Raw genomic sequence first — 24411 nt, 5'->3', positions numbered from 1 at the left:
ACGGTGTCTATGGGGAGGCCTAGCGTCAGCATAGGCAAACAGCGAATATTGGCCGATGACGCCAAATATTCGCTGCCGATGGCTAAGATAACTTAGAAGCTAACATTGACGTTAGCCCAATAGCGGCGTCCGTCTTCAACATCCCAGTTGCCGCCTTTGGTATCAATTTTGGGGCCTTTTTCATTCGCAATATTCAATACTGCCAAATTGAGTTTGGTATTTTTCAGTAGCTGATACGTCATCCCAACATCCATGGTGGTGTAACCGCTACGGTAGCGTGGTGCGGTATAACCGTTACGCTGAGCGGCCCAAACCTGTTTGCCTTCATAATGGGCGCGGGTATAGAGGTTCAAGTCTTCGCTATATTGCCAGTCGAGTTTAGCGTTAGCGGTGTGTTTCGGCGTCTTATCTAGAGGGTAACCTTTCAATGACATGTTATTACTCAACTTTTCATCATCGCTTCGACGTTCAGAATCGACATATGTGTAGTTCATGCTCAGTTTCCAATCTTCTGCAAGAGGGATACCTGTTGCGACTTCAACACCCTTAATATTCGCTTTACCCACGTTATCAAAGGTGTAGAGTTTTAGGCCTGTGATAGGGTCTGGCTCACCCGTATAATAGCTGGTGAGTTTATTTTTAAAATCAGTATTAAATAGCGTCAGGCTCGCATTAAAGCCTGATTCGTGGTCATAGGCGATACTGATTTCTTCACTTAGGCTTTTTTCTGGTTTCAGATCACGGTTACCATAGATAATGCCTTCACCCTTTTCGGTTGACGTACCATAGCTTGGGCTGACTTCACGTAAAGTTGGGGCGCGGAAGGCTTGTGATACACCACCTTTGATGGTGATTTCATCGGTTAAGTAATAGATGGCATAACCACGAGGATTCCAGTGGTTACCATAAAATTCGTGGTGATCTAAACGCAAACCACCAGTCAGTATCAAATTATCTGTTGCTGTAAATTCATCTTCTAAGAAGAAAGCATATTGTTCAGCGCGGAGTGTTGTGTCTTCAGTGGTCTTTTTCCCTGTTGCAGAAGTATCTTTTAACCTAGCGTGTTGGAATTGACCACCTACTGTCAGAATATTATCGGGTAAGAACGCCACAACCTTACCATCAACGACAGTATTGGTAATTTCGGGTACGCGTGCCTCATAAACAAAGTGGTAATCGCCAGCGCTGTCTTTAACTTCTGATTTGGTATTTCGTTTCGTTTGCTCTTGGTACACACTCAATTCGGTGTTGAACAGATCCCAATCCCCTTTATAGGTAAGAGCGAAATGGTTTCTATCATTGTGTATCTCAGTTTTGGTATTTTTCTGTTTTGATTCGCCACGCATCGTATATTCAGCGAACGATTTACCCGGCGTTGAGGTGCGCTCTTGCGTTGTTCTACCCGCTTCAAGTAAAAAGGTTTGATTTTCGAGTGGGGTAAAAGTCAGTTTTGCTGTCAGGCTACGATTATCGCGTTTGTTATGGCCCTCAGTAATTTTATCTTCTTGGCGGTAATCGCCACCACCATACAGTTGTAGCCCTAATTTATCGTTGATCAATGGACCGGAGAGGTAGAAATTACCATCAGTAGAATCACCACTATCACGGTTTTCTTGTAAAATACCACCCAATGCTACATTGCCATGCCACTCATTGGTCACCTTTTTCGTGATGATATTGATAACCCCACCCATTGCATCTGAACCATACAAGGAAGACATGGGGCCGCGGATCACTTCGATACGTTCAATCGCTTCAACGGGAGGCATAAAGCCCGCTTCAAATCCACCACTACCATTTGGGCGAGATTCACGGCTATTTTGGCGGCGACCATCGACCAATATTAAGGTGTATTCGCCAGGTAGGCCGCGAATATTAATATCTTGTTTATTGGCACTACCAACAATACTCACGCCTTCGACATCTTTTACGGCATCAGCTAAGTCGCGAACGGGTTTATTTTGTAGCTGCTCTTTAGAGATAACCGTAATACTCGCGGGGGCATCGCGTAACTGTTGTGAATATCCCGATGCAGTCACAATCATTTTGTCTGGATCTTCTTGGGCGAAGGCAGGAAGAGATGAAATGGCAGCGATAACAGCCGCTGCGAGTTGTGTGTAGTGGCGTTGAATAGACATGGTAACCCTTAAAACAAAATACAAATGTAAATGAGAGTAATAATCATATTGAATACAAATAGTATCACCGAAATAGATGAAAAATAAATAAGTGATTTGCTAATTAAATGATAAAAATGAGCGGTTAACAGGGATGAAGTAAAATGATCAACAAGCTGCAACTTCTACGCTATTTAGACGTTACAATTGAGAAATAGAATATAGCCATAAAATAAATCTGGTTAAGGCGGGTTATATTAGAAAAATAATATTTATCAAATAGTTCATTAATAAAGTGTCAACTTGATTACAAAATAGAAATTTCAAAATTAACTTAATTGACATTGTTAATTCGCTCACCTAATGTCAGCAAATAAAAGCTATTCTGTGAATATGGGCATCCTCCAATTATGTCAGTATCAGCATCACACTCATCAATGCCATTATTTCGAATCTCTGCTGCCATGTTTTTTTCGTATATGACCGTTGGACTGCCATTAACGGTGATACCCCTATTTGTCCATCAAGAATTAGGCTTTAGCGATGTATGGGTCGGGGTGGTCGTTGGTATTCAGTTTCTGGCGACGGTGTTGACTCGAGGCTATGCAGGCCGCTTAGCTGACCAAAAAGGCGCTAAAAGAACCACGTTGCAAGGGATGTGTGCCTGTGGAATATCAGGGGGCTTCTGTTTGCTCGCGGTATTATTACCTCTCGCACCTTTGTACCAAATTCTATTATTGATGGTAGGACGTTTGGTTCTTGGTTTAGGGGAAAGCCAGCTGTTAACAGGTAATTTGACATGGGGTATGCGGCTGGTTGGGGCGACACAAGCGGGTAAAGTCATGTCATGGAATGGTATGGCGATTTATGGGTCGCTAGCGGTTGGCGCGCCACTCGGGCTTGTTATCTACCAACATTACGGTTTTGTCGCGGTGAGTGCGATGGTTATGTTGTTGCCCTGCATCTCTTTGCTGATTAATGGCACAGTACCTGCGGTGGCGCCTTTACATGGCAAATGGCTTCCTTTCTGGTCAGTGATCCGCAAAATTTGGAAAATGGGTATCATATTGGCGCTAAAAGGTATCGGTTTTGCGGCAATTGGTACCTTTATTTCCCTGTATTTTGTTTCTGAACAGTGGGGAAACGCTGGACTTGCCCTCAGTGCTTTCGGCTGTACTTTTGTATTAGTGCGGGTGCTGTGGGGCGGGCTGCCAGATAAAATGAATGGTTATCGCGTCGCAGTAGTCTCTCTTGCCGTAGAGTTTGTAGGGTTGCTCATATTATGGGCGGCACCAGTGTATGGGGTTGCACTCTTAGGTGCAGCCTTGACGGGGGCGGGGTGTTCATTAGTTTACCCTGCCGTGGGAACGGAAGTGGTTAAAACTGTGGCGCCTCAAATGCGTGGAACCGCATTAGGTGGTTATTCCGCTTTCCAAGATATCGCCTATGGTATTACTGGGCCGTTAGCGGGTATGGCGGTGGTTTATTTGGGATATCGAGGGATCTATTTTATTGCGGCACTCTGTGTACTATTTGCGTTGATAATGACGCTATCGGCAATTCGTCATACTCAAAAAGTGACGTGAGTATCTCGATAAGTTGCGTAGCCATAAGCTACGCAACGATATTAGTTGGCTTATTTTTTAGCGTTTTTTACTTGTTCAACAAAGTTAGCCTTCGTGTCTTTTTTACAGGCATCAATCACAACCGGTGTGAGTGTTTGGATACCATCAACATCTAAAACTGCATCTTCAACTTTATCTTTTTTAGTTAATAGCTCACCAAAGCCGACAGCCGTTGGGTAAAAATTATCATCGATAGCTAAAAACTCTTCACACGTCCACTCTGCTAAAGGCTTAGTATCGTTTTTTTTATCTTCAGCCATTGCTGAAAGGCTCGTTAATGAAGCTGCAATAATGCCGACAATAAAATATTTTTTCATAATTTCACCTTAATATTTAACGATCATTGGATGAGTTTTTCATAAAAGGTTCTAATATGGATATAGAAAAATATCCCTATTTCTTAATCATCATAGATGATGAAAAATAAAAAACAAAGAGCGCAAATCGATAGTATTTATATGATTATTTAAATACCATCGGTATTGATTCAATATTGGAAAATAAAACGCAAACTCATCATTTAATGACAATAAAAATTAAATACCAATTAAGTTTTATTTAATTAAAGGCGTTTTTACTTTTATTAAAACTATTTATAGGTATACTTTTTTTATCAACAAAAAATAAAATTCAACCTTGTTATCGATTATTGACTAATACCTATTTCGTTGCAGTTATTTCAACACCAGAAGGAAGAAAGTTGTTCGCTTAGGTCGCGTTATCATTTATCGACTTAAGCTCGGGGGTTTCCTGTAATACAACACCCATTGCCAACGTTGGCAAAGCGGAGAAAACTTTCTATGTCTTTAACGAGTAAAACATCTTGTGTTATTACAATTTCGGATGTTCCCACAACAAAGCGAATTTTAGTCATTGATGTTGGTGGTACTCATGTCAAGCTATATACCGCCCCCAACACCCCTGCCATTGAATTCGTTTCTGGGCACACCATGACACCAGAACAATTTATTCATGATGTGAATCAATGCGTTGATACCTCTCTGTTCGATGGCGTCAGTATTGGCTTTCCATCTCCTATCTCTGGAAATCGCGTCCTTAAGGAACCCGTTAATTTAGCCAGTGGTTGGGTCAACTTTGATTTAGCCGATGCGTTCCCTTGCCCTATTCGCCTAATTAATGATGCCGCAATGCAAGCCGTCGGTAGCTATGAAGGTGGCAGTATGTTGTTTTTAGGGCTTGGAACTGGATTGGGAAGCGCATTGATTGTTAATCAGCAGCTACAGCCAATGGAAGTCGCGCACCTGCCATACCTTGAACACGACTATGAATACTATGTCAGTGAACATTATCGTGAATCCGAAGGTGATGCCGTGTGGCGGCAGAGTGTACTGACGGTAGTAGACCTCTTTTATCAAGCATTTATGCCGGACTACATTGTTATCGGTGGCGGGAATGTGCATCAGTTTACGACGTTACCGGAACATGTACGGCGTGGAGATAATGACAAAGCTTTTCTTGGTGGAATCAGAATTTGGGGAAATAACTTATGAATCAATCATCTAACAATCAACTTCAACTCGGTTTTATAGGGCTAGGCAGAATGGGTGCAGCAATGGTTCGTCGCATCCAACAAGCAGGCATCTCGTGCGTTGTTTATGACCAAAATTCGGCTATCCGCCAGCAGCTACCTGACAGTGTTATCTTCAACCATTCATTGGAAGAATTAGTGAAGAACATGAAAGCACCACGGCATATTTGGTTAATGTTGCCCGCAGCGGTCGTGGATACTGTGATTGCTCAGCTCAAACCCTTATTGGAGAAGGGGGATACGCTGATCGATGGCGGTAACTCCCACTTTACAGAAGATATTCGCCGCGCCAATGCACTGAAAGCCGATGGAATTAACTATATGGATGTGGGAGTCAGCGGTGGTGTATGGGGTGAAGAGCGTGGTTATTGTCAGATGATTGGTGGTCCAAAAGAGCATTACCAATATTTAGAACCTGTTTTTCGTGCATTAGCACCCGGAGTCGATGCAGCGCCATGTACGGAAGGTAACCATGGTGAACCTTCACCAGCAGAGCAAGGATATCTGCACTGTGGGCCAAGTGGAGCAGGCCATTTTGTGAAGATGGTCCATAATGGCATCGAATACGGCTTAATGGCGGCTTATGCGGAAGGGCTGAATATTCTAAAACATGCGGATCAAGGGTTGCACCCAGTGGCAGCAGATGCAGAAACCGCACCACTTGAACATCCAGAGTATTATCAATATCAATTGCCTGTTGGTGAGATCAGTGAACTATGGCGTCGTGGGAGTGTGGTGGGATCGTGGTTACTCGATCTGATCGCACAAGAGATGCATCAATCCCCTGATCTGGAAAATTATGCAGGTCGTGTTTCAGATTCTGGGGAAGGCCGCTGGACCTCGACGGCGGCGATCGACCTCGGCGTGCCGGCACCAGTATTAACGAGTGCACTTTACTCACGTTTCACCTCTCGTGGCAATGACCTGTTTGCAGACCGAGTTCAGTCTGCCATGCGCCATGCTTTTGGTGGCCATAAAGAAAAAACTGAGGATCAAGGAGGGGCGAAATGAGTCGTTTCTCTTTGGTGATCTTGGGGGCAAGCGGCGATTTAACTAAACGTCTATTGATGCCTTCTCTATTTCGTTTACATCGATTAGGACTGATCCCTGATTTGAACATTATCGGGTATTCGATTGATAAATGGGATCATGACTCGTTTTTGCAACATATCCATGATGCATTGGCGGAGTTTATTACTGATTTTAATGAAACAGAATGGAAAGCGTTTAGCGAACATTTGGATTTCGTCAGTGGCTCATTAGAAGCGAATGATTTGAAGGCGTTGGAAAGTAAACTAACGCCATCTGCACTCTTTTATTTAGCCTTACCACCGACCTTATTTGGGCAAGCGGCGCAGGCGATAGGCGAAGCGGGGCTATCTAAAGAAAGTGGTGATAATTGGCGACGTATTTTAATTGAAAAACCGTTTGGTACTGATCTTGAATCGGCAGAGGTATTGCGCGGGCAAGTACATGCTTATTGGGATGAATCACAAGTTTACCGTATTGATCATTTCTTAGGAAAAGAGGCAACACAAAACTTGATGATTTTCCGTTTTGCTAACCGCGTCCTCGCCCCTGTTTGGAATGCTGAGCATATTGAGCAGGTGCAAATTACTTATGCAGAAACATTAGGTGTAGAAAACCGAGCTGTCTATTACGACCACTCTGGTGCGATGCGTGACATGCTGCAAAACCATCTTATGCAATTGCTGACATTAACGGCAATTGAGCCATTAGGGCGCTGGGATGGTGAGATTCTACGTGATCATAAAGTGGAAGTGTTGAAATCCATTCGACCAACAGATGATATGGATGCCAATGACTGGGCCGTTCGTGGGCAGTATTGTGCAGGGCAAGTGAATGGCGAAACTGCGACGGATTACTGCAACGAGCCAGGTATCCCTGTCGATACCAACACAGAAACGTTTGCCGCATTGCGAATAGAGATAGATAACTGGCGCTGGAAAGGTGTGCCTTTCTATTTACGAAGTGGTAAACGGTTAGCCAATAATTACGCTGAAATCGCTGTGCAATTTAAAGCTCCGGCCGGTGCATTACCGGGGGATATTCAGGTCGATAATAATTGGCTCGTCTTTAGATTATCCCCAACGATGGGGATGGATATGCATATGACGGCGAAGTTGCCAGGGATGAATTTAAATACGCATGGCATCGTGCTCAGCGCGCCTTATACCTTACCGGGGCAGTATGAAGTTTCGGCTTACGAGCAACTTTTAATTGATGCACTGCATGGTGAGCGTGCGCATTTCCTCCGCTTTGATGAAGTCGAATGGGCATGGCGGGTCATCGACCCTGCGCTAAAAGCGTGGCAGAAGGGAATGCCTGACCTGTATAAGGCGGGAACGGAAGGGCCAGATACGCAATCTCGGATCATGCGCCCCGGTCATCAATGGCGTTCACTGTTTGAACAGGAGGGTCGCGAATGATAGCACAGCAAGCCCCGGGCGCCCCGGGAAGCACTGCGACGTGGACAAGTAGTGCAAAAGACATGGTGGGAACGGCAATCGGTCAAGGACGAGTATGGTTTACCGTAGGTTATGGCATCTTAAATGAGGTGTATTGGCCTTCTTGCAGTACGCCACAAATTCGTGATTTAGGTTTTATTATTGCTGGGGATGACTTTTGGTCAGAGGTAAAGCGTGTCCACCAATACAGTATCACTACGCCGTCATCCTCCTTACCACTGCCAAAAATCGTGCATCAACATGAGCGTTATCGCCTTGAATTAGAGATTATCACTGATCCTGCGCGCGATGTCTTGCTGATCCATTATCATCTTGAAGGTGAAGGGCTGCGATTATATCCGCTATTAGCACCACATCTCGGCGGCGATGGTGACAATAATTATGGTTCGGTGACGTCTCAAGGGCTAGCGGCTCAGAAGAACGGGCAATATCTGATCTTGTCTGCTGAAAATGGCTTTGCAAGAGGCAGTGTGGGGTATGTTGGTAGCTCAGATGGTTGGCAGGATTTTAGTCAAAACGGTGGTATGAGTTGGGAATACCAGCAGGCTGGGCCAGGTAATATCGCGATGATAGGCGAGTTAAATCATAACTCAGGCGTATTGGCGTTAGCATTTTCTGCCAGTGCACAAGGTGCTGCAACCTTAGCTAATAGCGCCCTAGCAGAGGGCTACCAAGAAGCAAGGCGCCAGTATGCTTATTTGTGGGCGGCATGGAATGAAACGGTGAATTTCCCTGGGTTAGATAAGCTGCCTAAAACGTTATCGGATGCTGTTCGCACTTCGGTTGTGGTCTTGAAAACCCATGAGGGTAGAACATTCCCCGGCTCGCTGGTGGCGAGTTTAAGTACGCCATGGGGAGATACTCATAAGGATCCGGGAGGATATCACCTTGTTTGGCCTCGTGACTCCGTTGAAGTCGGTTTTGCCATGTTGGCGTGTGGTTTGATCACTGAGGTTCGAGCTTTACTGGCTTACTTGATTGCTATTCAACAGCCAGATGGTCATTGGATGCAAAACAATTTCACCGATGGTCGGCCTTATTGGCAGGGGATCCAATTAGATGAAGTGGCATTGCCTGTTTTATTTGCAGCGAAATTGCATGAACAGGGCTTACTGGGGGAAATGCAAGGTGCGGCAATCCGCATGGCGCGCAAAGCGTTAGCCTTTATTGCGCAATATGGCCCAGCCAGCCCACAAGACCGCTGGGAGGAGAATTCAGGGATCAACCCATTTACGCTGTCGGTTTCGATAGCAGCATTGGTGGCTGGCGCCAAAGCGGGCTTCCTTGAGGATGGAGATAAGCAGTATGCGCTTGACTTAGCGGATGATTGGAATGAGCGGTTAGAATCATGGGTGTATGTGGCTAACACGGAGTTAGATAAAGAGCTTGGTATCTCTGGGCATTACATCCGCTTGAATCCAAATTGCCATTCTGCACGTTTTGGTGAGGTGATGTTGCGCAACCGGAACAATGAAACCATCAATACGCGTGCGTTATTGGGGATGGAATATCTCTATCTTGTTCGCTTAGGTTTACGTAAGGCATCAGATAAGCGGATTGAAGAGACGACTAAACTTGTTGATGAGCAACTGTGTGTCAATTTACCCGCGGGGCCATATTATTATCGTTATAACGAGGATGGATATGGCGAGCATGAGGATGGGCGTGCTTTTGATGGTAGTGGTGTAGGTCGTCTTTGGCCGTTGCTCAGTGGGGAGAGAGGGCACTATGCCGCCGCCCGTAAAGAGGATATTAAGCCTTATTTAAATGCCATTTTGGCTTCAGCAAGTACAGGTGGTATGTTGCCGGAGCAAATTTGGGATAAGGAGAGTATACCTGAGAGGGGGCTATTAACGGGGAGGCCAAGCGGTAGTGCGATGCCACTGATTTGGGCTCATGCGGAGCTTATCAAGTTAATCTATGTGCAAAAGACGGGTGTGCCTATTGAGCAACTAAAATCGGTGAGTGAGCGTTATGGCAATAAGCCTCCAGCACCACGCGCACGTCATTGGCGTGATAATTTATCTTGTGGTGCGATACCCGCCAATCGCCAGTTATGGATTGAAGCACAAGAGCCATTTGTTTTGCATTATGGTTATGACAATTGGCAGGATATCAAGGAGCAGAGTAGCCAACCTCTCGGTTTAGGGTTATATGGTGTTGCGTTAGATGTCAGCGCATTGGCAGGAAAAACACTACAATTTACGCGTAGGTTTGATGCTAAGGGCTGGGAAGGACGTGACTGGCAAGTTGAGATAGAGGTGTAGTACTACTCCATTAATTAAACTAAATATCAATCGAGCACTTTATGGTGCTCGTTTTTTTGAATATAAAATCGTACTGCACCTAAAATATAGGTCAGCGTTACCTTCTCAAAGGGCAAATTAAAAAACTATTGTTTATAGGTAATAGTGACTAATTTATGGAATAATTATATATATAAATTATTTATTCTAGGTTTTAATAGGCTGTTAATAAGAACGACAAGAAAATTATCTAATCAACACCATTTATACTTATAAACACTTCACTCTTGACTAAGCCTAATCACTTATCACGTTATAAAATTTAGCTGTTGAGATTATACTCTAACTGCGGTTAATTATTTTTTTTATTATTTTGGTTAAATATTTTGTTAACCTTATAAAAAATTTTGTTTTATATTGTAGAAATTAATCAGACCAACTATAAACAGGGTTAACTATTTATCGCTGTTTATTTCTGAGATTAGTCTTATTTATTATTAATAATATGGTTCTTAATTGGATTTTTCTTATTTTTAATTTTTTTATCGTTTTGTTTAAAATAAGTTTAATCTAGATTATTATTTTGTTTTTATGAGCAAATTATATTTACTCAGCATATTTGAATGTTGAGAATAAGTTAATGCTGGATATCGCTACTTTTATTGTTTTATTATTAAATACGTACCTCCACATTAATTGCTTGTTAAATAATGATTTTTTCCTTGTTAACTCGTAAAAAGTTATAATGTTTTACTATTATATAGTCATTAACCAATGTTCTAAAAAAAATTAATTTTTTATTAAATTACGCCTGTTTTATCTTTTTTTAACGTTAAGGAGAGTTAGTTAATTAATTGACTTTTATGCTTTTTTTGCTGCTCTGTAACATATGATTGCAAAAAACATTTTCCTTAAGGTGAGTTTTGCTATTGACCATAAACAAAATTTATATATTATATCCCGATAAAAGCCAAAATAATCAGTATAAATAATTATACACCTATATTTTTGACCACCGGGACAAGTTAACTCTCTTAATGGGTATTCTGTACTCGTTAGGACTTCTATGCTCTGAATTTATTATTCATTATAATTTTGAGCAATTTTTAATCATGTAAGCAGGTTTAAGATTTTAAGCTAATAAGGGAGCTTAACTTATAATGAGTAAAAAAGATCTCGGTAGTGTTGCACCAAAAGAAAGGATTAATATCAAATATACACCTAATGATGGTGGAGCTAAATCTGAAATAGAATTGCCGCTTAATATGCTAATCGTGGGAGACATGATTGGTCGAACGGAGGAAACTCCGATTGAAGAGCGTAAAGCTATTTCCATTAACCAGAATAACTTTAATTCAGTCATGGAGAGTGCTGGAATAAGCTTAAATATCAATGTGGAAAATACACTTGATGAGAAAAGTGATTCTGATCTTAACGTGAATTTAGATATTAAATCCCTTCAAGATTTTTCTCCCGACAATGTTGCTCGCCAAGTTCCAGAATTGAAAAAATTACTTGAACTTAGAGAGGCATTAGTCGCTTTGAAAGGTCCTCTTGGCAATATTCCTGCTTTTAGAAAACGTCTGCAAGAGCTTCTAGATAATGAAGAAACTCGCGAACAGTTGCTGAAAGAACTTGATATTGCTAGCCAAAAATAATGTTTATAGAGGATTATTTCATGTCATTAAATAGCGAAACGCAGGAACAACAAGTTTCCTCATCCAATGTTTCATTGTTAGATGAGATTATGGCTCAATCTCGTATGTCTCCTGAGTCAGAAGCTTATGGTATTGCCAAACAAGGTGTTGCTGCATTTATTAGCAATCTTTTTGCTAGCCAAAATGAAGAAGAGCAAATCAATAAGCTATTGATTGATAAAATGCTTGTTGAGTTAGATAACAAGCTGAGTACACAAGTTGACCAAATTCTTCATGCACCAAAGTTCCAAGAGCTTGAGTCTTCATGGCGTTCACTGAAACTGTTAGTTGACCGCACCGATTTTAGAGAAAACATCAAAATTAATATTCTTCATGCAACGAAAGAAGAGTTATTGGAAGATTTTGAATTCTCTCCTGAAATCGTACAATCAGGCTTCTATCAGCATGTTTACTCATCCGGTTATGGCCAGTTTGGTGGTGAGCCAGTAGCTGCTGTAGTCGGTAACTATGCTTTCAATAACACCACACCTGATTTGAAATTAATGCAGTATGTGAGTGCTGTAGGCGCTATGGCGCATGCACCATTCCTTTCTTCCGTTTCACCTAATTTCTTTGGTATTAACAGCTATGCAGAATTACCTGCGATCAAAGATATTAAGTCTGTCTTTGAAGGCCCTGCACATACTAAGTGGCGTTCATTGCGTGAAGCAGAAGATTCCCGTTATCTTGGTTTAACAGCACCTCGCTTCTTGCTGCGTCTGCCATATTCACCAACAGAAAACCCGGTTAAGTTGTTTAACTATACTGAAAATGTTAAGCAGGATCATGACCATTACCTTTGGGGAAATACGGCATTTTTATTAGCAAGCTGTATCAATGACAGTTTTGCTAAGTACCGTTGGTGCCCAAATATTATTGGCCCACAAAGTGGTGGTACAGTTAGCGATCTTCCTGTACACGTGTTTGAAGCAATGGGCGAATTACAAGCTAAAATTCCAACTGAGGTTTTAGTTACTGATCGCCGTGAATTTGAATTGGCAGAAGAAGGCTTTATTACATTGACGATGCGTAAAGGCAGCGACAATGCCGCGTTTTTCTCTGCGAACTCAGTTCAGAAACCTAAAACTTTCCCAAATACTCATGAAGGTAAAATTGCCGAAACCAATTATAAATTGGGAACTCAGCTTCCTTACATGTTCATTATCAACCGCTTAGCACACTACATTAAAGTGTTACAGCGTGAACAAATCGGTTCATGGAAAGAACGTCAAGATTTGGAACGTGAACTGAACATTTGGTTGAAGCAATACATTGCTGATCAGGAAAACCCACCGGCTGATGTACGTAGCAAACGTCCATTACGTTCAGCACAGATCCAAGTTCTCGATGTTGAAGGGGATCCAGGTTGGTATCAAGTTGCGATTCAAGTCCGCCCTCATTTCAAATACATGGGTGCTAACTTTGAATTGTCACTTGTTGGTCGCCTAGACAAAGAGTAAGGCAATGGCTGCTAACTATAACTGGGATTCTTCAGAGACTGCCAGCTTATTTGAACGCATCCAAGGGAAGAGCTCCGGCTCTTCCCATCATGCTCGAATGGATGCCTTAGTGAGATCAATTAAGAACAATTTAAATCAAATCCTAAACAGTCGACCAGATGCTTGTCAAAGTTCGGCTAGCCTAGGAGTACCTGATTTAAATGATGCAACACAAGCAGCAACAGATTTTAGGCGGAGCCTAGAACATTCTATTACAACCTGCATTCAAGACTTCGAACCTCGGATCAGTAATGTCCGAGTGACATTTATCGAAAATGATGCAGATGCCTTGTTGCTCCAGTTCAGCATCACCGCTTTTATCGATCTCGACAGCCAGCGGCAGCTCATTGAATTTAATATGCAGCTCGATAACAACCGGCGATATCAGTTGAAACAATTCTAATATGTCTTCAAACCCGTATTTTGCGAATGAACAAGAGTACTTAAAAGAGCTTGCCAGTCATATAGCGATAGAAAAGCCTCATCTTGTTGATTTATTATCCAATAAGATTCAGGATCCTGATGGTGCACGCTTGATGGATGGGTTAGCCTATCTTTCAGGAAATCTTCGTGAACAGCTTGATAGGCAATTCTCTGAATTAACGAGCAGCCTAGTCAATATGCTGTGGCCTGCTTATGCTCGTCCTTTTCCCAGCATGACTATTGTTGAGTATCAAACAGATGCTCAGACACTCAGCTATGCAAGCAAAATAGCCGCGGGCCAACCTTTTGTAGCTAAGCCCTTGTATGTTCAAGGCGAAACCCCAAATGCAGATAGCCTGCACCAATGCCGATTTAGCCAATGCAGAGACCTTTGGTTATTACCTGCAAAAATTTCACATGTACGCCAACGAACCAAGTCCATTGAGATTGACTTCAAACTCGATAAACCCCGCGTATTAGCAGAAATTGGCTTAGATAAGTTGCGTATCCATTTGAATGGTGCAACCTATACGACACATCAATTATTTTATTTGTTGAGCCATCGCATTAAGCAAGTGACGCTTGTCACCGAACATCATCGGTTGCCTTTAGATAATTTTGCAGCATTGCCAGTGGGTTTCAAAAAAGAAGATGCTTTATTGCCGTACCCAAAAAATAGCTACGATGGGTATCGTATCTTGCAAGAGTACTTCTGTTTTCCTGAAGCCTTTATGTTTATGGATATTAAAGGCCTTGAAGACCTACCTTTAGCACTGAATACAGATTCCTTCACATTAGAGATTGTGTTTGAAACGGAGATCCCTGACGCGGTGGTGATCCGAGATGACAGCATCAAACTGAATTGTGTACCTATTGCCAATTTGTTCACTATTGACAGTGAAGCTATTGACCTTACAGGTAAAAATGATGACTACATCTTGAGCGCCAGTTACCGAACACCACTTTGTTATGACATTTTTTCGATTAACCAAGTACAAGGGTTAAGGTATCCACAAAATGCCTCTCCTTATGCCGTCAATTACACCGCATTTGAAAGCTTTCATCACCAAAGCCATAACCTGAAAGATAAAAATCATGGCTATTACAGGCTAAAAATCAATCAGATGAGAGAGGCGGTAGGCTATCGGCATACGCTCTCCTTTGTGCGTGACAATGAAACAAAACTACAAAACTGTGAAGAAACCGTTTCTGTGTCATTAAATTGCACAAATAGGAATGTTGCTTCAAGGCTTTCAACCCATTCGATTTCACTTGATAAAGCCTATCGACCGGAAGGTGCTTTATCTGCCACAAACTTGTTTAAGCCAACAGCGCCATTATACCCATTGTTGGGTCAAACATTGTATTGGTCTGAATTAACGAATCTTTCGTTAAATTATCAATCACTTTTGAATCTAACCTCGTTGAAGCAGATTCTTCAACTCTATGATTTACCGTCTGTTTTTAATCGTCAAACAGCAAGGCAATCTCAGCAGTGCTTAGATTCTCTCATTAGCTTAAACACAGAGCATATTGAGCATCTTTATCGTGGGTTACCAGTAAGAGGATTAAAAACGACATTAACGGTTCGTCAAAGTGCTTTTTTAAGTGAGGGTAGCTTGTACTTGTTTTGTACAGTTATTGCTCAATTTTTTGCTTTGTATACCAGCGTGAATATGTTTCATGAGCTGGAAGTAATCAATATTGATAATAAGGAAACCTACCGGTGGCCAGCACAAATCAATCAGCAAATACTGAAGTGATAGCGCGCTGGCTAGATGAAGCTGGCAATTCTGTTACTGAATATAGTTTTTATCAACTTGTTGAACTACTTAATAAGTTACAAGGTAAAAGCACAACCACGCAGGAAACAACGGATGAAATAATTCGTTTTAAGTCCTGTGCAAATATTGCTTTTCCTACGAGAGATGTCATCTCGGTCAAAAAGAATCAAAACGGGCAGTTTGAGCTTGAAGTCTCCTTCTTGGGGTTACACGGTAGTCAGTCTCCGTTACCGAGCTATTATCTGGATGATTTTGCTTGGGAAGATGCCCAACAACAACCTAGCGTGACAGATTATTTGAACCTTTTTAATCACCGTTTAGTCACGCTTTTACATCGTATTTGGCGTAAATACCGTTACTACATTTGCTTTGAAAATGAGGGAGTTGATTCATTTTCTCGCTATATGTTTTCGTTGGTTGGCTTAGGGAATGAAGTCAACAGAGAAAGAGTTCATATCAATCACAGTAAGATGTTGGCCTATGCTGGGCTTTTAGCGAGTCCAAGCCGTTCTCCCGATGTTATCAGTAGTTTAATTGCCCACTGTTTCGATCTCGAACACGTTGAAGTTATCGGTTGGGAAACTCGTAAAGTACCTATTCCTGAAAATCAACAAAATCGGTTAGGTGTGATTTCTCATCAGGCTGGGAAGAAATCGCAGCCCCGTATGTTATTGGGCGATAACTTTAGTTTGGGCGGGCATATCTATGATTGTAATGGCAAATGTACCGTCGAAATCAGTGAATTATCACTCGAGCGTTATATGTCCTTTCTGCCTAATGGAGCTAATTTTTTACCTCTTGTCGCTTTTGTCTCTTACATCTTCCATGAGCAGTTGGCATGGGACTTACGGCTCAATATTGCTGAAAAACAAGCTGAAGGGATCCGTTTAGGCCAGAAACAACACAATCAATTAGGGTGGCAAAGCTTTTTAGGTAAACCTGAGAAACAACCTAATGTCACCATTACTGTACTGGAATAAATCGCATGGATAAGTATTTACCGACAATTTCATTTCGCCTGATTAATAGTGAATTACTCGAAAGCGGTTATGTTTCGAGTATGACATTTTCACAAGATGGCGGGCAAATAGGCAGTAGCGCACAGTGCCAGTGGCAGATTCAAGATAACCAAAATTCCGTGGCACCAGTGCAATGCACTATTCTTTGGAAGGATAAGCACTTTTGCATTAAGACCAATACAGAATCAGTTTATGTCAATAATGCGATTGTACCTCTTCATCTTGATGCGGTACGGCTTGCTCATGGTGACCAGATCAAAATTGGTCAGCTTAAATTGTCTGTTAATGTGAATCTTACTGGACAACCAGCAGAAGACTTAATGGCTGTCACCCCTCAATCACTGGTTTCTAGCGATAGTAATCCATTAGATTCTCTATTTAATACCACACCGACTCAATCTTATGAGCAAGAGGAGTATGAGCTTGCTCCGACCGTTCAAGGGTCCCTAACGTATGATCCGCTTCAAGCCTTAGAAAATGAGAGTCTTAGCTTAATTTCTCAGAAAAATAAGCAAGCTTCAGACCCATTATTAATGAATGAAGCACACTTAACGCACTCAGTCACCTCCCCATTTTCAGATAATCAAGGGAATACCATGGTTCAGGAATTTATGGATTTACCAAAAATCACACCAACACTTGATGACACTATCACAGACATTGAGCATGTGGCTGTAAACCCTTTAATGCAAGGGCTTGGTATTCATTTAAATTTACAAACTTCACAACAAGCGAACGATTTTCTAGTGGAGCTAGGGAAGACTATTCGCTCCGCCATCGAAGGTTTATTGGCATTACAGCAACAGCAAGAAAGCCTGCAAGATAAGCAACTTAGACCAATTGAAGATAACCCATTGCGTTTAAACAGCAGTTATGAAGAAACAATGAAGTTGATGTTTACGGACGAACGTAGTCCCGTTCATTTATCAGCCCCTTCAGCGGTAGCAGAAAGTTTGCATAACATTCAGTTGCATTATCGAGCAAACCAAGAAGCTATTTCGACGGCACTTTCAACGATGTTGGCTGCTTTCTCTCCTGAACACCTTTTAAATCGTTTCGCGCACTATCGCCGTGCTTCAGATAACTCTTCGACAAACGATGCTTGGGCATGGGAAATGTACACCAACTACTATAAAGAGCTGTCATCTTCTCGCCAGCAAGGTTTTGAAAAGTTGTTCTATGAAGTCTATACCCATGCCTATGACAGAGCCTTAAGAAAAGGGCTTGAGGAAGCATAATATGCGTGCGAAAACCTTACTAGGATACCTATTTTTACTCTTTTCAATGATGGCGCTTAGTGGATGTACTAAGCCATTGGAAGCTGTATCCAAAATAGGTCAAGTCATATTAGACCCTTCGATTCCTATCGGGTCGCCACAAGATAGGCCATCAACGATATCGTTGACTATCTTGGCTGAGCCCAACATCAACCCAAATCAGGATGGTGAAGCAACGCCACTGAATCTACAGATTGTCTACATGAATGAAGATTCATTGTTTGCTGCGCTCGATTTTGACCAGATTGAAGAGAAAGATGGGGATCTCGAAAAGGTACTGAAAAAAAACTATATCGACCATCAGGACTACACCATTTTACCTGGGCAATACAAGCCGCTACCTGACATTGAGCTATATCCAGACAATCGTTATATCGGGTCATTGGTTACTACTCAGACCCTGATAACGCGGAATGGAAAAAAATTGTTAAGGCACGTGGAAAAGGACGCCATTACTTCCTCCTAGCTCATATCAGAGGAAATGAAATCGAATTTAGACAAGAGGAAGATGACTAATATGTCGACAAAAAATAGAGTGATTTGGCGTGAAGGTTTATTTATTAAGCCTCAGCATTTTCAGCAGCAACAGCGTCATCAAGACTATATTACTGAAAGCATACTGAAGAGCTATATTTCTCATTTTTGGGGGCTCAGTTCGTTAATTCTGAGTGATGAATTGTATAGCTTAGGTCGTATTGGTATCAAGGAAGCTTCAGGTGTGATGCCTGACGGCACGATCTTTTCTATGCCTCATCAAGATATTCTTCCTCAACCTATTGATATTAAAAATATTAGTGATGGTGATAACAATATCGTTTACCTTGCATTTCCCTTAGTGAATAGCACGGTCAATGAAGTGTCGACTGAACATAGTGGTAACCGCTTGTTATCACGTTATAGCGACAGTATGGAAGATGTTCGCGACCTGCATACGGAAGGTGGGGATGTCAGTACGATCAATGTGGCCAAATTAAGACCGATTCTGAAGCAAGGCTCCAAAGAGATGGATGCTTATGTCACTTTGCCTATTTGTAAAATTAGGGAACGTGGTGCTGATGGCAGCTTAACACTTGAGAATGACTTTATTCCGACATGTTTGAATGTGCGTATCTCACCAATGCTAAATGAGTTCCTGAATGAAATTCATGGTGCTTTATATGAGCGTGGTAAACAAATTGCGTTACGTATTGGCTCCCCAGGGCAACAAGGTGTCGCGGATGTAGCAGAATTTATGATGTTGCAGGTATTAAATCGTACCTATCCATTGTATTCGCATTATGCGCAAGAGCCGGTTATTCATCCGGAAAAACTGTTTAGAGATTTGCTCGAATTGTGTGGTGAATTACAAACGTTCACTAATACCTCTCGTTTACCTGATTCTGTGGCTAAATATAAACATTTCAATTTATCTGAAAGCTATATCCCACTCATCAAAGATATTAGGGAAGCACTGAGTGTGGTGTTAACACCTCGCGCAATTCCAATTCCATTAGATACGCAAGAGCACGGTATTCGTGTTGCGACGATCCATGATAAGCAGTTACTGCAAAAAGCAGAATTTATTATTGCGGTCAAAGCGAATATGCCACAAGAACAGTTACGTCAACTGTTCCCACAACAATCGAAGATCTCTTCAGTGAGCAATATTCGTAAAGTGGTCAGCGTGCAGATCCCAGGTGTGAAATTGATTCCATTATCAACGGCACCACGTCAATTACCTTATCACTCTGGTTATAACTACTTCGAATTAGATAGAAGTGGCGATGTTTGGCAGGAAATTAAGCAGCACTCCAATATGGCATTCCACGTTTCTGGCAATTTCCCTGAGCTTGATATTCAACTTTGGGCGGTAAGAGGCGGAATAGACAATGACTAATGCAGCTTTCCTTAATGACTATGCCGAACAGGGCAACTTGCAAAAAAATTATCAGTTGCCTTTGCGGGGGAATAGCATCAATCCAATGATTGATGCTGCGACGCCATTGCTTGGGATGGTTCTCAGAATGAAAGCGATGTCAGAAACCCCTCTTTCGGAAAAGTTATATCAGCAGGTGGTGACCGATATCACCTCAATAGAGCAACAACTACAAACCCAAGGTTATGAACCTGGGGCTATTGTTTCATTTCGCTATGTTCTATGCACCTTTATTGATGAAACAGCATTGGGATTAGGTTGGAACCAAGACAACGGCTGGGTTAAACAGTCGTTATTAGTACACTTCCATAATGAATCTTGGGGTGGTGAAAAGGTTTTTGTATTAATTGAGCGGTTACTCGGTGAGCCTAAACGCTATCTCGATTTGCTGGAATTTATCTATTTGTGTTTGTGCCTTGGCTATCGTGGTCGCTACAAAGTGACAACAGGGCATAGTGATGAATTTAACCATTTACTCAGACGGTTACAGAAACAGATTCAGCAACTTAGAGGCGAAGCAAAACCCGTTATCCTTTTTGATGAAGGGGGTAATAAACACCATCGCTACCGTTTAGGCCGGCGCTTTGGTGTTCGCTACGTCATTCTTGGCGCCGTTATCTTAGCGGCAATTATTTACAGCATTTATTCATCCCGACTGAATCATCAAACACTCAGTATCGTGGAACAGCTTAATACTTTACTCGGCTAGGATGCACTATGATTCAAATTGATCTTTCGACACTCGTTAACCGTCTTCACCCTATCGCGAAGCATGCGTTAGAAAGTGCTGCGGCTTATTGTGTGAGCCATCAGCAGCCTGAAATTACGGTATCGCAATTTTTGCAACAACTGGTCGAAACACCATTGACGGATATTCGCTTAATTAGCCATAAAGCGGATCTGGATTTAGTCGCACTTGTTGAATTGTTAGAAGTACAAATTCCGCCACATCATGCGATTACTCAAAGCTATCCGAGTTTTTCTCCGTTATTGATTGAATGGATGAAAGACAGTTGGTTATTAGCCTCGACAGAATATAACCACAGTGAATTACGCTCTGGTACTCTGTTTTTAACCCTTTTGCAGATGCCATTACGTTATCTGTCAAAACCAGTTGCTGACTTATTATCACAAGTAAATCGTGAACAACTGCGACTGAATTTTGATAGTTGGACTGCGGGTTCGGCTGAAGCACCACTGACTGAAGCAGAAAAACAATCTGGAGAGAGTCGTCCTGCGGACTCTTTACTGGCGAAGTTCACGCAAAATATGACTCAGCAAGCGCGTGATAACCAATTAGACCCTGTTTTATGTCGTGATCATGAAATTGATTTAATGATCGATATCTTGTGTCGTCGTCGTAAAAACAACCCCGTGGTTGTGGGAGAGCCGGGGGTAGGTAAAAGCGCCCTAATCGAAGGATTGGCATTGCGTATTATTGCAGGTGAAATCCCTGAAAAATTACGTGGATGTGAATTACTTACTTTAGACCTTGGTGCTTTACAAGCGGGTGCTGCGGTCAAAGGTGAATTTGAAAAACGCTTCAAAGGCATTATGCAGGAAGTGAGTCAATCACCTCATCCTATCATTTTGTTTATTGATGAAGCACATACCTTAATTGGTGCGGGTAACCAACAAGGTGGATTGGATGTCTCCAACCTATTAAAACCCGCCTTGGCTCGCGGTGAATTACGTACTATCGCGGCGACAACATGGAGTGAATACAAAAAGTATTTCGAAAAAGATGCTGCCCTTGCGCGCCGTTTCCAACTTGTTCAAGTTAAAGAGCCAACGGCGGCAGAAGCCGTCATCATCATGCGTGGCCTACGCTCTATTTATGAAAAAGCGCATAAGGTCTTTATTGATGATGAAGCATTGCGTGCGAGTGCTGAGTTAAGTGAGCGCTACCTATCAGGTCGCCAACTCCCAGATAAAGCGATTGATGTACTTGATACGGCGGGGGCTCGTGCGGCTATCAACTTATCTTCACCGCCGAAAAAGCTCTCGTTGCTGAAAACGGAACTTCATCAGATTGGTATGGAAACGGATGTGCTACAACGTGAACAACAATTGGGGCTTAATGACCATAGTTCGCGTCTGAGTGCACTAGCTGAACAGGCTGAAACTATCAATGCTCAGGTTGAGGAGCTACAAACCGCGTGGGAAACCCAGCAAGAGATTGTTTCTCAAATTATTGCATTAAGAGCTCAGCTACTGGACAGCGACCAAAGTGAAGAGCTTCCAACTAACGACAGTTTGGTATTAAAAGAGCAGCTTAAACAATTAAATGAGCAATTGAATGAGCTACATGAACAGCATTTATTAGTCTCGCCGCATGTCGATAAAAAACAAATTGCTGCCGTTATTGCTGAATGGACGGGGGTACCTTTAAATCGTTTATCGCAAGATGCTCTATCAGTGGTAACGGAGTTACCCGTTTATTTAGAACAAACAATCAAAGGGCAATCATTAGCGATTGAGTGCTTACATAAGCATTTGTTAACTGCTCGCGCTGACTTACGACGCCCAGGTCGACCGTTAGGTGCATTTTTATTGGCGGGGCCAAGTGGTGTCGGTAAAACAGAAACGGTTATTCAAATAGCACAACTGATGTTTGGTGGAACGCAATATTTAACGACAATCAATATGTCAGAGTTCCAAGAGAAACATACAGTTTCACGGCTGATCGGTTCACCTCCAGGTTATGTTGGTTATGGTGAAGGCGGCGTACTGACAGAAGCGATCCGCCAAAAGCCTTATTCTGTTGTTTTATTGGATGAAGTTGAAAAAGCCCATCCTGATGTTCTGAATCTATTTTATCAAGCCTTTGATAAAGGTGAATTAGCCGATGGGGAAGGGCGAATTATTGACTGCAAAAATGTCGCTTTCTTCCTAACGTCTAATCTAGGCGACCAAATCATTACTGCCTATGCAGATAAGCCTGATGAGTTGCAAGATGCGCTTTATCCGGAATTAACCGCATTTTTCAAACCTGCACTGCTGGCACGTATGGAAGTGGTTCCTTATTTACCATTATCTCAAGAGATCCTTCAGCAAATTGTCGGTGGCAAGTTAGCTCGTCTGACTTCGTTACTTGAACAGCGTTTTGGTGCGGAAGTTGTGGTCGATGACAGTGTACCTACAGAGATCTTACGTCGTGCTTCTCGTGCGGAGAATGGTGCGCGGATATTAGAATCCATCATCGATGGCGCACTGTTACCACCGTTATCGCTACTGCTACTACAGCACAGCGCAAAAAATGAAGACATTAATCACATTCAATTATCAACACAGAACGATGAGTTCGTTGCGACGGTGAATGCTGAACTATGAAATCACGACTGAAAAATGCCTTAGCCTTACTTGAATGCACTAATTTGGATGTGTTAGCGAGCCAATTTTTAACGTTTAGCTTTACACGCAGTCCATTTAGCGCACTGATTGTGTCATTAATTAACCGACCTGAAAATTGCTTACAGAGTTGGAGTATTAAGCAATCAAATGAAGTAGAACAAGGGCATTTGGATGTCGAGATCAGCGATGCTGACCACCCTTTGATTCAGTTGATATCAAGGGGTGAAAGTGTCCTATGGGAGAACCTGAATCAAGGAATTCACATCAATGATAATAGGTTTCGCCAATTTGTGGCTGAATTACCAATAGGTACAGGGCTGTATAGCCTCCCATTAACAGATTTACGTCATAAAATTTGCGGAGCTATTATTTTGTTTGGGAAATCACTCAATACGGAGAGTTATGAGCAAGGAATTTTCCCTATTTATTGTGCGTTATTTCACCATCAGTTGAAAAGTCTCCTCGAATTATCTTTGACTCAGCAGAAGATTTCTCACCTGCAATACCTTAATTCACTACAACAAGATCGTGAACGGCAACTACAGGCAGCTGTGAATATGTTAACGACGTCAGCTCCACCTGTTGCGAGTCACCATTTCTCTGATTTTAGAGAGATTGATGACTTAACCGTGGCAACTGAACGTTACGAAGAGCAAATTTTAAAAGACCGACAACAACAGGTTAATGGTGATTTAGATACGATGGCAACGAGTCTGAATTTATCGAAACGGTCCCTAATATACAAATTGAAAAAATACGGGTGCATGAGATGAATATTTCACCGCTTACATTGTGGTTGATGACCTCTTTATTCGTCGTCACCACTGCCTCAGCGGAAAAAACAAATCCGCAAGCACTGGCTCAGGCGCTTTCAGAGTGCCGCCTTGAGTCGTCTCAACTGATCCGTCTTGCATGCTATGACCAAATCATGGCCGACTCACCTGCACAGACACCTTTTGACCCGAGTCAAATGGGTAAAGCATGGCGCCAGGCAATGGAGCATGAAATGCAACGAGAAGATAATAGCGCGGGGTTTTTAGTCACCCTTCCTGAAACAGGAAATTACCCAGTTATTATGACTATCCCTGCGATTGGTTTTGCGCCGCCTCGCCCTGTCATGATGATCAGTTGTATCGACAATATTACTCGATTGCAGGTTGCCCTCCCTCGCCAACAGGAGGCGGGAAGTGTGATGTTAACGACAGACAAAACGCAATTCACTGCCGATTGGTTTCTTCGTGAAAACGGTTATGTATTGGAGTCGAGTCGTGGCATTCCCGGCATTGATGAAATTAAACGTTTATTAAACGGTGAAACACTGACGTTGAAATTAGCAAACAATGACCGGCTAACTTTCAATATTTCAGGTATTTCAACTGATATCAAACCGCTAAGAACGGCCTGTCACTGGTAAGCA

The 24411-nt window shown here is 42.3% G+C and carries 18 protein-coding genes and 1 pseudogene; 17 read left to right on the top strand and 2 right to left on the bottom strand.

Features of this window, described 5'->3' with window-relative positions; all coding sequences use genetic code 11:
• Positions 1-92 precede the first annotated feature (92 nt).
• A complete protein-coding gene (locus tag PR833_RS15005; protein ID WP_004926288.1) occupies positions 93-2138 on the bottom strand; it encodes a TonB-dependent receptor domain-containing protein in 2046 nt (681 codons plus the stop codon).
• Positions 2139-2527: 389 nt separating this feature from the next.
• Here PR833_RS15005 and PR833_RS15000 point away from each other — a divergent pair, with 389 nt between their 5' ends.
• On the top strand, positions 2528-3703 hold the full coding sequence (locus PR833_RS15000; protein ID WP_036942320.1) for an MFS transporter: 1176 nt from the start codon (positions 2528-2530) through the stop codon (positions 3701-3703).
• A gap of 50 nt (positions 3704-3753) precedes the next feature.
• Here the strand turns inward: PR833_RS15000 and hdeA are convergent, their stop codons facing one another.
• Positions 3754-4059, bottom strand: coding sequence for an acid-activated periplasmic chaperone HdeA (gene hdeA, locus PR833_RS14995; RefSeq protein ID WP_004926290.1), 306 nt, complete (start codon positions 4057-4059; stop codon positions 3754-3756).
• A 483-nt stretch (positions 4060-4542) separates the two neighbouring features.
• On the opposite strand from hdeA, the gene PR833_RS14990 reads away from it, so the two are divergent.
• From PR833_RS14990 to vasI, 16 genes and pseudogenes are all read left to right on the top strand, one after another.
• On the top strand, positions 4543-5253 hold the full coding sequence (locus tag PR833_RS14990; protein WP_196715656.1) for an ROK family protein: 711 nt from the start codon (positions 4543-4545) through the stop codon (positions 5251-5253).
• Positions 5250-6302: a phosphogluconate dehydrogenase (NAD(+)-dependent, decarboxylating) gene (gene gnd / locus PR833_RS14985; RefSeq protein ID WP_272526298.1), complete on the top strand. Its 1053-nt coding sequence runs from the start codon at positions 5250-5252 to the stop codon at positions 6300-6302. Before PR833_RS14990 ends, gnd begins: the two co-directional genes overlap by 4 nt.
• Positions 6299-7741: a glucose-6-phosphate dehydrogenase gene (zwf, locus tag PR833_RS14980; protein WP_004926295.1), complete on the top strand. Its 1443-nt coding sequence runs from the start codon at positions 6299-6301 to the stop codon at positions 7739-7741. The genes gnd and zwf overlap by 4 nt, the downstream gene beginning before the upstream one ends.
• Positions 7738-10047 (top strand): glycoside hydrolase family 15 protein, encoded by a 2310-nt coding sequence (locus PR833_RS14975; RefSeq protein WP_104873076.1) that lies wholly within the window; start codon positions 7738-7740, stop codon positions 10045-10047. The genes zwf and PR833_RS14975 overlap by 4 nt, the downstream gene beginning before the upstream one ends.
• Positions 10048-11186: 1139 nt before the next feature.
• Positions 11187-11684: a type VI secretion system contractile sheath small subunit gene (tssB, locus tag PR833_RS14970; RefSeq protein WP_004926301.1), complete on the top strand. Its 498-nt coding sequence runs from the start codon at positions 11187-11189 to the stop codon at positions 11682-11684.
• Between the two features lie 20 nt (positions 11685-11704).
• On the top strand, positions 11705-13183 hold the full coding sequence (tssC, locus tag PR833_RS14965) for a type VI secretion system contractile sheath large subunit (protein WP_014657067.1): 1479 nt from the start codon (positions 11705-11707) through the stop codon (positions 13181-13183).
• A gap of 4 nt (positions 13184-13187) precedes the next feature.
• Positions 13188-13625, top strand: coding sequence for a type VI secretion system baseplate subunit TssE (tssE, locus tag PR833_RS14960; protein WP_004926302.1), 438 nt, complete (start codon positions 13188-13190; stop codon positions 13623-13625).
• A 1-nt stretch (position 13626) separates the two neighbouring features.
• A complete protein-coding gene (gene tssF / locus PR833_RS14955; protein ID WP_004926305.1) occupies positions 13627-15408 on the top strand; it encodes a type VI secretion system baseplate subunit TssF in 1782 nt (593 codons plus the stop codon).
• The gene (gene tssG, locus PR833_RS14950) at positions 15372-16409 is read left to right on the top strand and encodes a type VI secretion system baseplate subunit TssG (protein WP_040132661.1); all 1038 of its coding nucleotides are present in this window, start codon (positions 15372-15374) and stop codon (positions 16407-16409) included. The genes tssF and tssG overlap by 37 nt, the downstream gene beginning before the upstream one ends.
• Positions 16410-16414: 5 nt before the next feature.
• Positions 16415-17686: a type VI secretion system-associated FHA domain protein TagH gene (gene tagH / locus PR833_RS14945; RefSeq protein ID WP_014657065.1), complete on the top strand. Its 1272-nt coding sequence runs from the start codon at positions 16415-16417 to the stop codon at positions 17684-17686.
• A gap of 1 nt (position 17687) precedes the next feature.
• A pseudogene (tssJ, locus tag PR833_RS14940) lies at positions 17688-18241 on the top strand (type VI secretion system lipoprotein TssJ).
• Between the two features lies 1 nt (position 18242).
• Positions 18243-19601, top strand: coding sequence for a type VI secretion system baseplate subunit TssK (gene tssK / locus PR833_RS14935; RefSeq protein ID WP_036942310.1), 1359 nt, complete (start codon positions 18243-18245; stop codon positions 19599-19601).
• Positions 19594-20349 carry a type IVB secretion system protein IcmH/DotU gene (gene icmH, locus PR833_RS14930; RefSeq protein ID WP_004926314.1) on the top strand — a complete coding sequence of 252 codons (756 nt, stop codon included), beginning with the start codon at positions 19594-19596 and terminating at the stop codon, positions 20347-20349. The genes tssK and icmH overlap by 8 nt, the downstream gene beginning before the upstream one ends.
• 8 nt (positions 20350-20357) lie before the next feature.
• Positions 20358-22973 carry a type VI secretion system ATPase TssH gene (gene tssH, locus PR833_RS14925; RefSeq protein ID WP_014657061.1) on the top strand — a complete coding sequence of 872 codons (2616 nt, stop codon included), beginning with the start codon at positions 20358-20360 and terminating at the stop codon, positions 22971-22973.
• Positions 22970-23767 (top strand): hypothetical protein, encoded by a 798-nt coding sequence (locus PR833_RS14920; RefSeq protein ID WP_004926317.1) that lies wholly within the window; start codon positions 22970-22972, stop codon positions 23765-23767. The genes tssH and PR833_RS14920 overlap by 4 nt, the downstream gene beginning before the upstream one ends.
• Positions 23764-24408 (top strand): type VI secretion system-associated protein VasI, encoded by a 645-nt coding sequence (vasI, locus tag PR833_RS14915; RefSeq protein WP_004926319.1) that lies wholly within the window; start codon positions 23764-23766, stop codon positions 24406-24408. The genes PR833_RS14920 and vasI overlap by 4 nt, the downstream gene beginning before the upstream one ends.
• The last annotated feature ends 3 nt before the right edge of the window (positions 24409-24411 follow it).

The organism is Providencia sp. PROV189 (assembly GCF_028480065.1).
GTDB lineage: Bacteria > Pseudomonadota > Gammaproteobacteria > Enterobacterales > Enterobacteriaceae > Providencia > Providencia stuartii.
The sequence above is the reverse complement of the archived record's forward strand: the minus strand, read 5'-3'. Positions and strand labels throughout refer to the sequence as shown.